We start from the raw sequence: 13,816 nt of genomic DNA, 5'->3' as shown, positions 1-13,816 counted from the left end.
TCGTCCTGAGCTTGTCGAAGGATGAATGGATTTCGTCCAGACAACTGAGTTTTCTAGGTTCAATTGAAAAATCCGGGTATCACGAACGGGAGATGGCGCCGCTGGCATCCTTGTGCAGGCGGTCCAGCAGGCGGCCCTCGCAGTCTTCCAGGCGCAGTTCCAGGGGCATACGGCCCAGGGCGTGGGTGGCGCAGGACAGGCAGGGGTCGAAGGCCCGGATCGCCACCTCGATGTGGTTGAGCAGACCTTCGGTGAGTTCCTTTCCGTCCAGGTATTTCTTCGCCACTTCCCGTACCGCCGTGTTCATGGCCTGGTTGTTGTTGGTGGTGGATACGATCAAATTGGCCATGGTCACCAGGTCGTTGTCCCCTACTCGGTAATGGTGGAACAGGGTGCCCCGGGGGGCCTCGATCACGCCCACGCCTTCCTTGCGCCGTTCGCCACCCGTCATCAGGTCCTGGCCCTCCAGGTCATCATCGTTGAGCAGATCCTTGATGGTCTCGGCGGCAAAGAGCATTTCGATCATCCGCGCCCAGTGGTAGCCCAGGGTGGCATGAATGGGGCGGCCTCCCCCATAGGTCACGAATTCCCTGCGCTCGGCTTCGGCGAAGGGGGTGGGAATGCTGTCGCAGTTTTGCACCCGGGCCAGAGGGCCCACCTTGTACCAGCCCTCCTCGGGGCCCAGTTGTTGCAGGAAGGGAAACTTCATGTAGCTCCAGGGCTTCACTTCCTCGGTGATCACCTGGTCGTAGGTCTGATAATCCACCTGATCGAAAATGATTTTTCCGTCGGCATCCCGTGCCCGTAGCGCACCGTGGTAGAAATCCAGGGCGCCGTCCGGCGCCACCAGGCTCATGGTGTTGGAGCGGAAGGCGCCGAAGCTGTCGTAGAGGGCCGGGTTCTGCTGATGCAGCTCCTTGATGATGGACACCGCCTCCCGGCTCCAGGCCACCATCTGATAGATATCGGCGCGCAGGATTTCCCGCTCGTCACGGGACAGGGCCTTGTTCACCCCGCCGGGCACGGCGCCGGTGCCATGGACCCGCTTGCCGGCGGTCATGCGGATCACCTCCTGGCCGAACTTGCGCAGCAGCACCCCCTTTTTGGCGATCTCGGGATACTTTCCAATGACGCCGACGATGTTGCGTTTGCCCACTTCGGAGTCGAAGCCGAACAGCAGGTCCGGCGAGGACAGGTGGAAAAAATGCAGGGCGTGGGATTGCAGCATCTGGCCGTAGTGCATCAGGCGACGCATCTTTTCCGCCGTCGGGGTCAGACGGTCCGCCCCCAGCACTACGTCCATGGCCTTGGAGGCCGCCAGATGGTGGGACACCGGGCAGATGCCGCACAGGCGCTGCACCATCACTGGCACCTCCCAGTAGGGCCGGCCCTGGATGAATCGCTCGAAGCCCCGGAATTCGACGATATGCAGACGCGCCTGGTGGATCCGGTTGTTTTCATCCAGCAGCAGGGTGACCTTGCCGTGGCCCTCCACCCGGGAAACCGGATCGATGGCGACACGCTTGAGGTTCTTGCCGGTGGGGTCGGCGGTTTCGAGTTCGTGGATCATTGCGGTGCCTCAATCGTAATGCAGCAGGCCATGGCTCATCACCGGGGTGCGGCCAGCCAGCAGGTCGGTGAGGAATTTCCAGATGGCGTCGCCGGAAGGCGGGCAGCCCGGTAGGAAGTAGTCGATCTTCACCACTTCATGGATGGGATGCACCTTGTTCAGGGGCAGGGGGAGTTCCGGATCGTTGGGAATGGCGCTGCCGGGCGCCAGACCGGGGCTGGTGTGATAGACCTCTTCGAGAATGTCCCGCAGGTCCAGGTGGTTGCGCTGGGCCGGCAGACCGCCATTGATGGCGCAGGCGCCAATGGCCACCAGGGTTTTGCAGTGGTGGCGGAATTCCCTCAGCACATGGACGTTTTCCGCGTTGCAGACGCCGCCTTCGATGATTCCCAGATCGCAGGGGCCGCAATGCTTGATGTCGGTGAGGGGAGAGCGGTCGAACTCCACCAGTTCCACCAGATCGAGAATGCGCTCGTCGATGTCCAGGAAGGACATATGGCAGCCGAAGCAGCCAGCCAGGGAGGTGGTGGCGATCCGGAGTTTTTTCTTCGACAGATCCATCACATTTTCTCCTGCAAATGGATGCTGATCGGTTGGGCATCGAACTGGCGTTTGCCGATGGGGATTGCGAAGCCCACCCGTTTTTTCAGGATCACTCCCACCGGGCAGACGCTGGCGGCCTGGTCCTGGAGGGAAAAGTCGGTGTCCCCCAGGCGACCGGATTCGCTATTGACGATCAGGTGGGAGCCGATGCCGCGCCCCGACAGGGCGAAGATGTTCTTGCCATCCACGTCCCGGCTGGCTCGTGTGCACAGCTCACACATGATGCAGCGGTTGAAGTCCAGCAGCACGTCCGGATGGGAGGCATCCACCGGCCGGTCGGGATAGAACTGATCGAAGTGAGACGACATCATGCCCAGTTCGTAGGCGGTGGCCTGGAGCACGCAGTTGCCGCTTTTCTCGCAGGAGGGGCAGAAGTGGTTGCCTTCCACGAAGAGCATCTGCAACAGGGTGCGGCGCTTGTCGTCCAGTTCCTCGCTGCGGTTCTCCACCGTCTGGCCGGCCTGGGCCTCGATGGTGCAGGCAGCACCGGTGCGGCCATTGACCTTGACGGTGCATAGCTTGCAGGAGCCGTGGGCGGTGAAGTCGGGATGCCAGCATAGGTGTGGGATGTATTTCCCTGCTGCCCGGGCTGCCTGGATGATGGTCTGGCCTGGCGTGAAGGGAACTTCCTCGTCGTCGAGGGTGAAGGTCTGGAGGGCCGCGCTCATTGGACTGCCCTCCCCCCGGCCCTCTCCCCGGGGGCGGGGGTTCGCGGGGCGAACCCCCTGGGGAATTGATGTACCCACCCCCCAGCCCCCTCCCCGGGGGAGGGGGGGGCGATGGTTCGCCGCGTTGCGGCTCCAGGCTGTGTAATGCGCCCCTTGGGGCGGCCGTGCGGGGCGCTCATGTTTTGTCCTCCTGACTCAGGTGGGCGCCGGGATCATCCCGGCCAGTCATCTGTCGGGCCTGGGACAGGGCCAGGTCCAGATCGAAGCCCGGTTCGTAGTCCAAGGATTGCAGCCGGCGTTCAAAGGCCGGCTTGAATTTGGTCAGAGTGTCGAAGAGGGCCGTGGTGGCGCTGTTGCCCAGGCCGCAGTGGCTGGTACCCTGCATCAGGCGATGGAGCTTGAACATCTCGTTGATATCGTAGGGGGAGCCCTGGCCGGCGGCGATCTTGTCCATCAGGCGGCGGTTCAGGGCCGTGCCCACCCGGCAGGGGGTGCAGAAGCCGCAGGACTCGTGGGCGAAAAAATGGACGAAATTGCGGGCTACCTCGAACATGTCCCGGCCCCGGTCGAAGACCATGAAGGAACCGGCGGTGGGCAGGTCTTCGAAGGCGATGCGGCGCTCGAACTCATCGTCCGCCAGACAGGTGCCGGCGGCGCCGGAAATCTGCACCGCCTGGGGATTGCGGGCACCGCTGTCGGCCAGCACCTGGGCCACGGTGACGCCGAAGGGATATTCGTAAATGCCCGGCTGTTCCACATCGCCGGAAACGGACAGCAGCTTGCTGCCGGCGGACTTGGCGGTACCGATGGCAGCAAACCAGTCTCCGCCCCGGGCAGCGATCAGGCAGGTGGACGCCAGGGTTTCGACGTTATTGACCGCCGTGGGCTGTTCCCGATAGCCCCGGACCACGGGGAAGGGCGGGCGGATGCGGGGTTTGCCCGGCTTGCCCTCCAGGGACTCGATCAGAGCCGACTCCTCGCCGCAGACATAGGCGCCAGCCCCCAGGTGAATCTCGATGTCGAAGTTGAAGGGGGTGCCCAGGATATTCCGGCCCAGTAGTCCCTCCCGGCGGCGGCGCTCCAGCGTGGCTGCCAGGTCATCCAGCAGGTAGCGGTACTCGCCCCGCAGGTAGAGCAGGCCTTCCGTGGCACCGATGGCGTGGCCGGCAATGGTCATGCCCTCGAACACCAGATCGGCGTAACTGTTCAGCAGCACCCGGTCCTTGAAGGTGCCGGGCTCCCCTTCGTCGGCGTTGCAGACCAGGTAACGCTGGCTGCCTTCGGCCTGGCGGCAGGCCTCCCACTTGAGGGCAGTGCCGAAGCCGGCGCCGCCCCGGCCCCGCAGGTTGGCGCGCCTGACTTCCGTCAGCATGGTTTCCGGCCCTCTGGCCAGGGCGGCGGAGAGGGCTTCGCCGGGCACCAGGCCATGGTCCAGCAGGATGTCCTTGCGCCGGATGTTGTCCTCGATCCGGAACCACTCTGCAGGCCATTCGGCCAGGGGCACACGGTTGCGTACCAAATGGACGATCTTGTCCACCCGTTCCAGGGTGATGCCCGGCATGGCCCGGTAATTGACCAGGATGGCCGGGCCCTGGTCGCACAGGCCGGTGCAGGAAGTGGCCTCCACGCTGACCAGTCCGTCCTCGGAAACACGCCCCGGTTCCAGCCACAGCTTGCGGCACATGGCCTGCATCAGGTCCTGACTGCCCAGCATCCGATCGGTGATGTTGTCGCTCCAGAGGATGCGGTACTGTCCCAGAGGGCGGGTATGGAAAAAGCTGTAGAACCCGGCAGTGCTCTCCACCCGGGCACGGGGCCAGGCAATGGCATCGGCGATCCAGCTCAGTACCTCGGGAGAGAGCCAGCCCGTCTGGTCCTGGACTTCCCGCAGAATCTGCACCAGGCGGCGGCCGTCCCGCCTGTGGCGGTCGATGATGGGCGTCAGGCTTGTATCGAGTTGATTCCCCACGTCGGCCTCCTCTTGGGCAATGGATCAAGGGATGTTATTGAATACCCACATCAGTAATGTTGCGATGCATCAAGTCAGTTGCGGAGAGATGGCATTCAGCCACCATAGGCGATGATTTCCGCAGGGATCCGGTCCAGGGGCAGCACCTTGTCGGCGGCTCCCAGCTTGATGGCCTCCTTGGGCATGCCGAAGACCACGCAGGTGGATTCGTCTTCGGCGACGGTTATGGCGCCGGCATCGTGCATTTCCTTCAGGCCTCGGGCGCCGTCGTCCCCCATGCCGGTCATGATGATGCCCAGGGCGTTCTTGCCTGCTACCTGGGCCATGGAGCGGAACAGAACATCCACCGAGGGCTTGTGGCGATTCACCAGTGGACCGTCGGCCACTTCCACCTGATATTGGGCGCCGCTGCGGCGAAGCATCATGTGGCGCCCGCCTGGGGCGATCAGTGCCCGGCCGGGCATGACCCGGTCGCCGTTCTTGGCTTCCAGGACTTCGATCTGACACAGCCCATTGAGGCGCTGGGCAAACATGCCCGTGAACTTTTCCGGCATGTGCTGGACGATGACGATGCCGGGACAGACTGCCGGCAGCTTGGTCAGGACCGCTTCCAGGGCCTGGGTGCCACCGGTGGAGGTACCAATGGCCACAACGCGTTCTGTGGTTTGAATCATGGAAGTGGAGGAGGCGGCACGGGCCGCGAGTATGGCATCGGCGCTGAGTTTGGGGGGGGGCGCCGACGGGTTGGCGGCAGAGGAGGATGCCAGGCGGCGCATGTTGGCCTGGGCAGCAGCCTTCACGGCCCCCACCATGTCCGAGGTGGAGTCCACCAGAAACTGCTTCAGGCCCATCTTGGGTTTGGTGATGATGGTGACTGCCCCGGCGGCCATGGCTTCAATGGTGGTCTGGGCGCCCTTTTCAGTCAGGGTGGAGCAGATCACCACCGGCGTGGGATGCTCGGCCATGATCTTGCGCAGAAAGGTGATGCCGTCCATGCGGGGCATTTCGATGTCCAGCACGATCACGTCGGGCCAGGCCTTTTTCATGGTTTCCAGGGCGAAAATCGGGTCCGAGGCGACCCCGATCACTTCGATGGAAGGATCCTTGCCCAGCATCTCCCGCGCCACCTGCCGCACCACGGCGGAGTCATCCACCACCAGGACCTTGATTTTGTTGCTCATGGCTTGCGGTAGATGGTGGGTTCGATGGGGCGGAGTTCTTCGTTGATGTTGTTCAGGGTCTCGGAGTGTCCGACGATGAAATGGCCCCCGGGCCGCAGTTTGCGGGCGAGGCGTTCAACAACCTTGCGCTTGGTTTCCTGGTCGAAATAGATCATCACGTTGCGCAGGAAGATCACATCGAAGGGGCCGAGCTCCGGCAACTGGGTATTGAGATTGACCTGCAGGAAGCGGGTATGGTCGCGCAGCCGCTTGTCTATCTTGAAGGTGCCCTCCTGCTCGCGCACCCCCTTGAGGCAGTATTTGCGCAGGTAATCGGGGGGCAGGCCACGGGTGCGATCCAATATGTAATGGCCGGCTTCCGCGGTCTTGAGTACGGAAAGATTGATGTCGGAGCCGGTCACGGTCCAGTTGCCATCGACACCCATGACATCGGCCAGCACCATGCAGATGGTGTAGATCTCCTCCCCGGTGCTGGCCGCTGCGCTCCAGACATTGAAGGCCCGGGTTGGCGGATGGGCGGCAGCGATCTTCTTGAGGAAGTCGAAGTGCTTGCTCTCGCGGAAGAAATAGGTCTCGTTGGTGGTGAGCAGGTCCACCATGAGCTGGCGTTCCTGGGGGTTGGCACTGCTGGTCACAATCCGGTAGTACTCGGAGAAGGATGACAGGTTGTAATGCCGTAGCCGCTTGGAAAGCCGTCCCACCAGCAGGACCTTTTTGGTGTCGGCCATGCTGATGCCGGCGATCTCGTAGATCAGCTTCTGGAATTTCGAGAATTCCGCAGAGGTGATATCGGGAGGACTAATCAAGGCTGGATTACCAACGGATACTGAAACATTGGGAAGGCAGGGACGAGTGGCCTGGGGCCATGGGGGGATGCTAGCGTAAAAACGAGCTTTCCCGCCGGGCCGTCCTGACCGAAGGAAACTCCTGTGGGATAAGGGAAAGCGGCATGCGGCTCCAACCGCAACCCATCAGGCCGCCATGGAGCGACCCGTAATATCGAGCGCAGCGATCCGTATCGAACCCACCGGAGGGGGCGAGCCCGTTAGTCAGCGCTCATTGACTTTGAAGAATTCCATCAGCTCATGAAGCATTTCCACCTGTCCGCTCATTTCCTCCGCCGTGGCGGCGAGTTCCTCGGAGGCGGAGGCATTCTGCTGGGTGGCCTTGTTGAGTTGGCCCATGGCGCTGTTGATCTGGCCGACGCCGGCACTCTGTTCCTGGCTGGCGGCGGCGATTTCCTGGACCAGGTCGGAGGTTTTCCGGATGGAGGGGACCATTTCATCAAGGAGCTTGCCGGCCTGTTCGGCCAACTTGACGGAGGAGCCGGCCAGTTGGCCGATCTCCTGGGCGGCGACCTGGGAGCGTTCGGCGAGCTTGCGCACTTCGGCGGCGACGACGGCGAAGCCCTTGCCGTGCTCGCCGGCGCGGGCGGCCTCGATGGCGGCGTTCAAGGCCAGCAGATTGGTCTGGTAGGCGATATCGTCGATGATGCCGATCTTGCCGGCGATGCTCTTCATGGCCTCGACGGTGTCCTTCACGGCGGTGCCGCCCTGGGTGGCCTCGACGGAGGACTTGGAGGCGATATTGTCGGTGACCTTGGCATTCTCGGTGTTCTGGGTGATGGAGGCGGTCATCTGCTCGATGCTGGCGGTGGTCTCCTCCACCGAGGCCGCCTGCTCCGAGGACGACTGGGACAGGGACTGGGCGGTGGCCGAAACCTGGCCGGCGGAACTGAGCAGTTCGTCGGAGTTCCGCGAAACTTCGCCGATCGTATGGGCCAGCTTGTCGATGGTGTTGGACAGAGCCGACAACAACTGCCCCATCTCGTCGTGGGAATCAACCTTCACCGTGATGGTGAGATCCCCCGCGGCCAGACTCTGGGCCACTTCCACACTGGTTTTCAACCGGCGCAACATGCGGGTCAGCAGCATGAAGAACGCCACGGCCAGCAGGATCACCGCGAGGGACAGCAGGGCGGAGAAGACAATGCCGGACAAGGCCCTACTGCCAAACCGATCGACCCGCTCCCGCAGGTCGCCGGCCAGCCGGTCCTCGAAGGTCTTCATGCCGTCGATCTTGGCGGTGATGGCGGCAAACCAGGCGGCGGGCTCGATGCCGAAATGACCTTCGAAGGCCTTGTCGATCGCGATGCCACGCATACGGGCGGTTTCCTGCGCCGGCTTGTCGGCGTAGAGCCCGTCAAGCGCGCTGATGGCCCCGGCGTCGGCCATGGTACGGAAAGTAGCGAGGTAGACGTCCTGGGCGGTGATCAGGGATTGCAGGCGCTGAAACAGGGGAGACGACAGGGGGGCATCGACGGCGAAGGCGCCATTGACCGTGGCCCGCTCTCGCCCAGCCTGTTCCTTGGCGTTGACGAACATCACATAGGCCGTGAGCCGGCGGGCGATATCTGCCTGGTTGGTGGCTGAGGTGGCGTGGCCCAGCATCGCCAGCAGGCGATCGATCGCCTGGGTATAAAAGCTGAAGGATTCGGCGCCGGAAAACTGAAGGCTGCGGATCTGGTTGCGATTCTCGCCCAGGTGGGCCAGTCCGCCGATGCCTTGCTCCAGGGCGCGCCGCAGTGGCTCCGGCATGGCCGATAGCTCACTGCCCTTCATCAACTGTGTCAGCATCTGCTGTTGCTTGTCGGTCTGGTCCTGCTGCTGTTTCAGCTTTTCGGCGAACTGTGCTCCCTTGCTGCCGATGAAGCCTGCCGACAGGCCCCTTTCCTTCTGTAATTCATGCACTACGGCACTCACCGCGACGGCGGCCTGTTCAATCGCCGCCACCTGATGGGCCTGGCGCAGTTCCCGCCAGTCGGAAAGAAAACTGGTGGCCGAGTAATAAAGGGTGCCCGCCAGAACAAGGCCAAACAACATCAACAAGCGACCGCGCAGGGTGCTGAACAATGCAGACATGAGCGTCCTTATCCAGGAAATTGTGAAACGGTGAGTGGGGCAGTCATGCCCTGGGCCGCTAGGTGGCTTCGTTGGTGGAGACTTCCGTGCCGCGCTCCTTCAGGGTGGCGATCTGGGCGATTTCCTCGACGGAAAGCACTCGCTGGATATTGAGAATAATCACGAACTTCCCGTCGATCCGGCCCATGCCATCGATGAAGTCGGCGCGGATGTTGGCGCCGAAGGCGGGGGGAGGCTCGATGTCGGCGCTGGGAACCTCCAGCACTTCCGACACGGCATCCACCACCACGCCGATGTCGTGACGTTCGTTGTTGTCGGTCAGTTCGATGATGACGATGCAGGTGCGACGGGATATCTCGGTTCGGAGGCCGCCGAAGCGGGCGGACAAGTCGATCACCGGCACCACGCTGCCGCGCAGGTTGATCACGCCGCGGATGAAGGCCGGCATCATCGGGATTTCGGTGATCTGGCCGTACTCAATGATTTCCTTGACGTTGAGAATGCCGACGGCGTACATCTCGCCGCCGAGCAGGAAGGTCAGATATTGCTGTATCTCGGAGGTATTGCCGGCAACCGTTAGCGATCCACCGGGTTTGCCACTGGCCTTGGCGGCGGGCTGAAGCGCTTGTTCCATGATGGTCTCCGCCGGATCAGAAACGTTCGAAATCGTCTTCGGAGGCCGCGGCGGTCATTTGCTGACGCGCCGAGCTTGCCCGTGGCGCCCGTGCGGGAGCCGGAGCGGCCCCTGAGGAACGGCTGCGTTTCGTCCCACCGCCGGTCTTTTGGTCCTCGACCCGGAAGAACTCCATCAGTTCCTGCAACTGGGCGGCTTGTCCGCCCATCTCCTCGGATGTGGCGGCGAGTTCCTCGGAGGCGGAGGCATTCTGCTGGGTGGCCTTGTTGAGTTGGCCCATGGCGCTGTTGATCTGGCCGACGCCGGCACTCTGTTCCTGGCTGGCGGCGGCGATTTCCTGGACCAGGTCGGAGGTTTTCCGGATGGAGGGGACCATTTCATCAAGGAGCTTGCCGGCCTGTTCGGCCAACTTGACGGAGGAGCCGGCCAGTTGGCCGATCTCCTGGGCGGCGACCTGGGAGCGTTCGGCGAGCTTGCGCACTTCGGCGGCGACGACGGCGAAGCCCTTGCCGTGCTCGCCGGCGCGGGCGGCCTCGATGGCGGCGTTCAAGGCCAGCAGATTGGTCTGGTAGGCGATATCGTCGATGATGCCGATCTTGCCGGCGATGCTCTTCATGGCCTCGACGGTGTCCTTCACGGCGGTGCCGCCCTGGGTGGCCTCGACGGAGGACTTGGAGGCGATATTGTCGGTGACCTTGGCATTCTCGGTGTTCTGGGTGATGGAGGCGGTCATCTGCTCGATGCTGGCGGTGGTCTCCTCCACCGAGGCCGCCTGCTCCGAGGACGACTGGGACAGGGACTGGGCGGTGGCCGAAACCTGGCCGGCGGCATTGGCCAGGTTGTCCGCAGCCCCCTTCACTTCGCCGATGATCTGGTTGAGCTTGGCGATCAGGCCCTGCTGGGCCTTCAGCATCTGGCCCACCTCGTCCTTGCTGACTTCATCGATGCGCACCGTCAGATCGCCTTCGGCCAAGCGTTGGGTAGTTTGCAGGGCCTCATTCACCGGCCGGGTGATGCTGCGGGTGATGAGCCAGGCGAACAGAGCCGCCATCAGGACGGCGATGACTGCCAGGACTTCCAGCATCACTTCCGCCCTGTTGGCCATGGCATCGGCCTCATGACCAATGGTCTCGAAGCGCTTGTCTTGAAGTTGGATCAGTTCGTTGACGTTGTTGAGATAATCATCGAAGGTCTTGCGCATCTCGCCCATGATCAGGGCAGTTGCCTCTTCCTTCTTGCCGGCCTGGACCAGCGCGACGAATTTTTCCTGCTGGGCGACATAGGCGACGCGGCTGTCAATCATCTTCTTGAGCGCTGCCTTGCCTTCTTCCGACTTTACGGTCCCGGTCAGTTTTTCGATATTTTCGCCAATGACATTGCGCGCCTCGGGAATGCGCGCCAGTTCCTTTTTCACGCCTTCCTCGTCCTTGATCAGTATCGTGTTGCGCGTGGCGCGGGCAATCAGGTTGAGCTGGTCGATGATGGCGTTGGCTTGCACGGTCTTGGGGTACTCGACATTGACGAGATCCTCGATTTCAGTATTGAGCGATGCAATGCGCGTGACACCGACCACCGCCACCGCGATCAGCAGCATCAGGGTGATGGCAAAGCCAGCGCCGAGCCGGACTCCGATTTTTAGATTGTTCAACATGAGGGGGTCTCCGTGGTGACGATGGAAAAGGTTGTGCGATAGGAAAGGGACTCAGATCGAATGGGTTTCGATCTGCCGGCTGCCAGGGTTGCCCTGGGCCAGTTCCTCTGCGCGGGAGCAACGGCTGATCAGGGCCTGAACGTCCAGAATCAGGGCCACCTCGCCGCTGCCTAGGATGGTGGAGCCACCGATGCCCCGGATGTTGCGGAACAGCGTGCCCAGGGGCTTGATCACAGTCTGGAACTCGCCCAGCAACTGGTCCACCACGATGCCCGCCTTGCGTCCGGCGTACTGCACCACCACCACGTTCTCTCGTTGCGGCGGGTTGCCGGGGACTTCGAACAGATCCCGCAAGCGCACGAAGGGCAGTACTTCGCCCCGCAGGTTGAGATAGTTGCGGCCGCTGCTGGTGTCGGCCAGCTCGATGCACTCCACCACCATGTCAAGGGGGATTACATAGGATGAATTGCTCACGCCGGTGAGGAAGCCATCGATGATGGCCAGGGTCAGGGGCAGGCGGATGATGAAGCGGGAGCCTGTACCCAGTTCGGTCTTGACATCGACTGTGCCGCGCAGGGCTGTGATGTTCTTCTTGACCACGTCCATGCCGACGCCCCGGCCCGAGAGATTGCTGACCTTGTCCATGGTGGAGAAGCCGGCCTCGAAGATGAGATTGACGATGTCCTGCTCGGAGAGGGAATCGCTTTCCTGAATCAGTCCCCGTTCGATGGCCTTGGCCCGTATCTTTTCCTGATTGAGGCCGCCGCCGTCATCCGCCACTTCGATGACGATGCTGCCGGAATCATGGAAGGCGTTGAGCTCCACCCGTCCCTTGACGGGCTTGCCCCGGCTGGCCCGCAACTCGGCCGGTTCGATGCCATGGTCCATGGCGTTGCGCACCAGATGCATCAGGGGATCGCCGATCTTTTCCACCACCGACTTGTCCAGCTCGGTCTCGGCGCCGGAAATCACCAGATCGATGTCCTTGCCCAGTTCCTTGGAAACATCGCGCACCACCCGCTGAAAGCGATTGAAGGTCTCGCCGATCTGCACCATGCGTAGTTGCAGGGCGGAGTCCCGGATGCTTTCCACCAGTCGGGAGAGGACCGAGGTGGTCTCTACCAGGGCCGTCTGGCCGCTCTTCTGAGCCAGCAGATTGGCGCTGGCGCCGGCGATTACCAGTTCCCCGACCAGGTCGATCAACTGGTCCAGCTTGTCGGCATGGACCCGGATCAGACGGGCGTCGGCGGCCTTTTTGTCGCTGACCTGCTTCTGCCGGGCGGCGGCGGCCTCGACGACCTCCGGATGGACTACATGCTGCTTGACCAGGATTTCTCCCAGATGGGTCGGAGGCGGGGGCGGTTCGCCCTCCTGCTCGGCCATTTTCTGGCCCAGGACATCGGCGGCCTTTTGCCGCCGCAGGCCCTGGTCCAGTTCTTCCTGGGTCAGGGCGCCGCATCGGACCAGGATTTCGCCGATGCGCAGGTTTTCCTCCGGCAGGGTCTCGATCAGGTGCAGGAAATCGTCCAGCTTGCTGTGGGGGGGCAGGATGTGCAGGTCGCAGTCGTCCCGCACGAACTCGAACACCCGCTCGATGGCGGCCTTGTCGGCATGGCTGCGGAAATTGATCTCGAAGCCCAGGTAGCAGGATTCCGGATCCATCTCCTCGGCTGGGGGGATGGCATCGGTGATGGTGGCCATATGGACGATCTCGCCCAGAGACAAGAGGTAGCGCAGGAAGGCCATGGGTTCCATGCCGTTCCGGAGCACATTGCGGCCAAAGCGCACCGAGAGGTGCCAGCAGTCGTTCATGGCGGCGCCTTCGCCATCGCGCTCCACCTCGGCGGCCTGGGTTTCCGGCAGGCCGGCGCCGTCGGCGTTTTCCCCGATCAGGTTGCGGAGTGCCTCGGCGATCAGGTCCCCCGCGCCCTGCAATTCCTCCGCAGGTTCCAGATTGCCTTCCTCGACCCGGGTCAGCAGGGCGCCCAGATGGTCGCAGCATCTGAGCAGGGCGGTGATCAGCTCGCTGCTGACCTGGATTTCGCCATTGCGCAGCTTGTCCAGGGCGTTTTCCATGACATGGGTGAAGCCTTCGATCTGGTGCAGTTCCACCACGCCGGAGGCGCCCTTGATGGTGTGAGCGGCGCGGAAGATGCTGTTAATGGTCTCGGCGTCGTGGTCGCCTTGTTCCATGCCCAGCAGGCCGGCTTCCATTTCGGTCAACTGCTCCCGGGATTCCTGGGCGAATACGCTGTGCAGCTCATCCATTCATCGGCTCCCTTCCCCGGCGGGAATTACCACCGGGTCCCCAAAAAAGGACACCATGTTGAAAAATTCGATCACCTCCTGCACTGCCGGGCTGTGGGCAACGATGCGCAGGGTCTTGTCATGGCGCAGGCTCTCCTGCTTGACCAGGATCAGCAACTGCATGCCGGCGGTGTCGATCTCGCTGACATGGGAGAGATCGAGTTCCAGCAACTGCACCGTTTCGAGGGTGTCGATCAGCCGATGCTTGGTTTCCTCGGCGTTGTAGATCAGCAGGCTGCCGTCGAGGGTCAACCTGACGGCGCCGTCGCCGACGAGGGTCTGGGTGGCGAAATGGGTCAAGGCTTGGACTCC

The 13,816-nt window shown here is 62.6% G+C and carries 11 protein-coding genes; all 11 read right to left on the bottom strand.

Going from position 1 to position 13,816, the window contains the following annotated elements:
* Positions 1–79: 79 nt before the first annotated feature.
* A complete protein-coding gene (locus DENOEST_RS10785; RefSeq protein ID WP_145772242.1) occupies positions 80–1,570 on the bottom strand; it encodes a Ni/Fe hydrogenase subunit alpha in 1,491 nt (496 codons plus the stop codon).
* 9 nt (positions 1,571–1,579) lie between these two features.
* Positions 1,580–2,131 carry an NADH-quinone oxidoreductase subunit B family protein gene (locus DENOEST_RS10780; RefSeq protein ID WP_145772241.1) on the bottom strand — a complete coding sequence of 184 codons (552 nt, stop codon included), beginning with the start codon at positions 2,129–2,131 and terminating at the stop codon, positions 1,580–1,582.
* Complete coding sequence (locus tag DENOEST_RS10775; RefSeq protein WP_145772240.1) at positions 2,131–2,841, bottom strand: 2Fe-2S iron-sulfur cluster-binding protein; 711 nt, start codon at positions 2,839–2,841, stop codon at positions 2,131–2,133. Before DENOEST_RS10775 ends, DENOEST_RS10780 begins: the two co-directional genes overlap by 1 nt.
* 175 nt (positions 2,842–3,016) lie before the next feature.
* Positions 3,017–4,810, bottom strand: coding sequence for an NAD(P)H-dependent oxidoreductase subunit E (locus DENOEST_RS10770; protein WP_145772239.1), 1,794 nt, complete (start codon positions 4,808–4,810; stop codon positions 3,017–3,019).
* 95 nt (positions 4,811–4,905) lie between these two features.
* Positions 4,906–5,991 (bottom strand): protein-glutamate methylesterase/protein-glutamine glutaminase, encoded by a 1,086-nt coding sequence (locus DENOEST_RS10765; protein WP_145772238.1) that lies wholly within the window; start codon positions 5,989–5,991, stop codon positions 4,906–4,908.
* Positions 5,988–6,797, bottom strand: a complete 810-nt coding sequence (locus tag DENOEST_RS10760) for a CheR family methyltransferase (protein WP_232096492.1) — start codon at positions 6,795–6,797, stop codon at positions 5,988–5,990. The genes DENOEST_RS10765 and DENOEST_RS10760 overlap by 4 nt, the downstream gene beginning before the upstream one ends.
* A 243-nt stretch (positions 6,798–7,040) precedes the next feature.
* Entirely contained in the window at positions 7,041–8,912 is a 1,872-nt protein-coding gene (locus tag DENOEST_RS10755; protein WP_197970586.1) for a methyl-accepting chemotaxis protein, read from the bottom strand.
* Between the two features lie 58 nt (positions 8,913–8,970).
* Positions 8,971–9,546 carry a chemotaxis protein CheW gene (locus tag DENOEST_RS10750; protein WP_145772454.1) on the bottom strand — a complete coding sequence of 192 codons (576 nt, stop codon included), beginning with the start codon at positions 9,544–9,546 and terminating at the stop codon, positions 8,971–8,973.
* Positions 9,547–9,562: 16 nt separating this feature from the next.
* Positions 9,563–11,197 carry a methyl-accepting chemotaxis protein gene (locus DENOEST_RS10745; protein WP_183148238.1) on the bottom strand — a complete coding sequence of 545 codons (1,635 nt, stop codon included), beginning with the start codon at positions 11,195–11,197 and terminating at the stop codon, positions 9,563–9,565.
* A gap of 51 nt (positions 11,198–11,248) precedes the next feature.
* On the bottom strand, positions 11,249–13,465 hold the full coding sequence (locus DENOEST_RS10740) for a chemotaxis protein CheA (protein ID WP_145772113.1): 2,217 nt from the start codon (positions 13,463–13,465) through the stop codon (positions 11,249–11,251).
* Entirely contained in the window at positions 13,466–13,804 is a 339-nt protein-coding gene (locus DENOEST_RS10735; RefSeq protein WP_145772112.1) for an STAS domain-containing protein, read from the bottom strand. It lies immediately after the preceding gene.
* Positions 13,805–13,816 lie beyond the last annotated feature (12 nt).

The organism is Denitratisoma oestradiolicum (genome assembly GCF_902813185.1).
Taxonomy (GTDB): Bacteria; Pseudomonadota; Gammaproteobacteria; order Burkholderiales; family Rhodocyclaceae; genus Denitratisoma; species Denitratisoma oestradiolicum.
The sequence above is the reverse complement of the archived record's forward strand: the minus strand, read 5'-3'. Positions and strand labels throughout refer to the sequence as shown.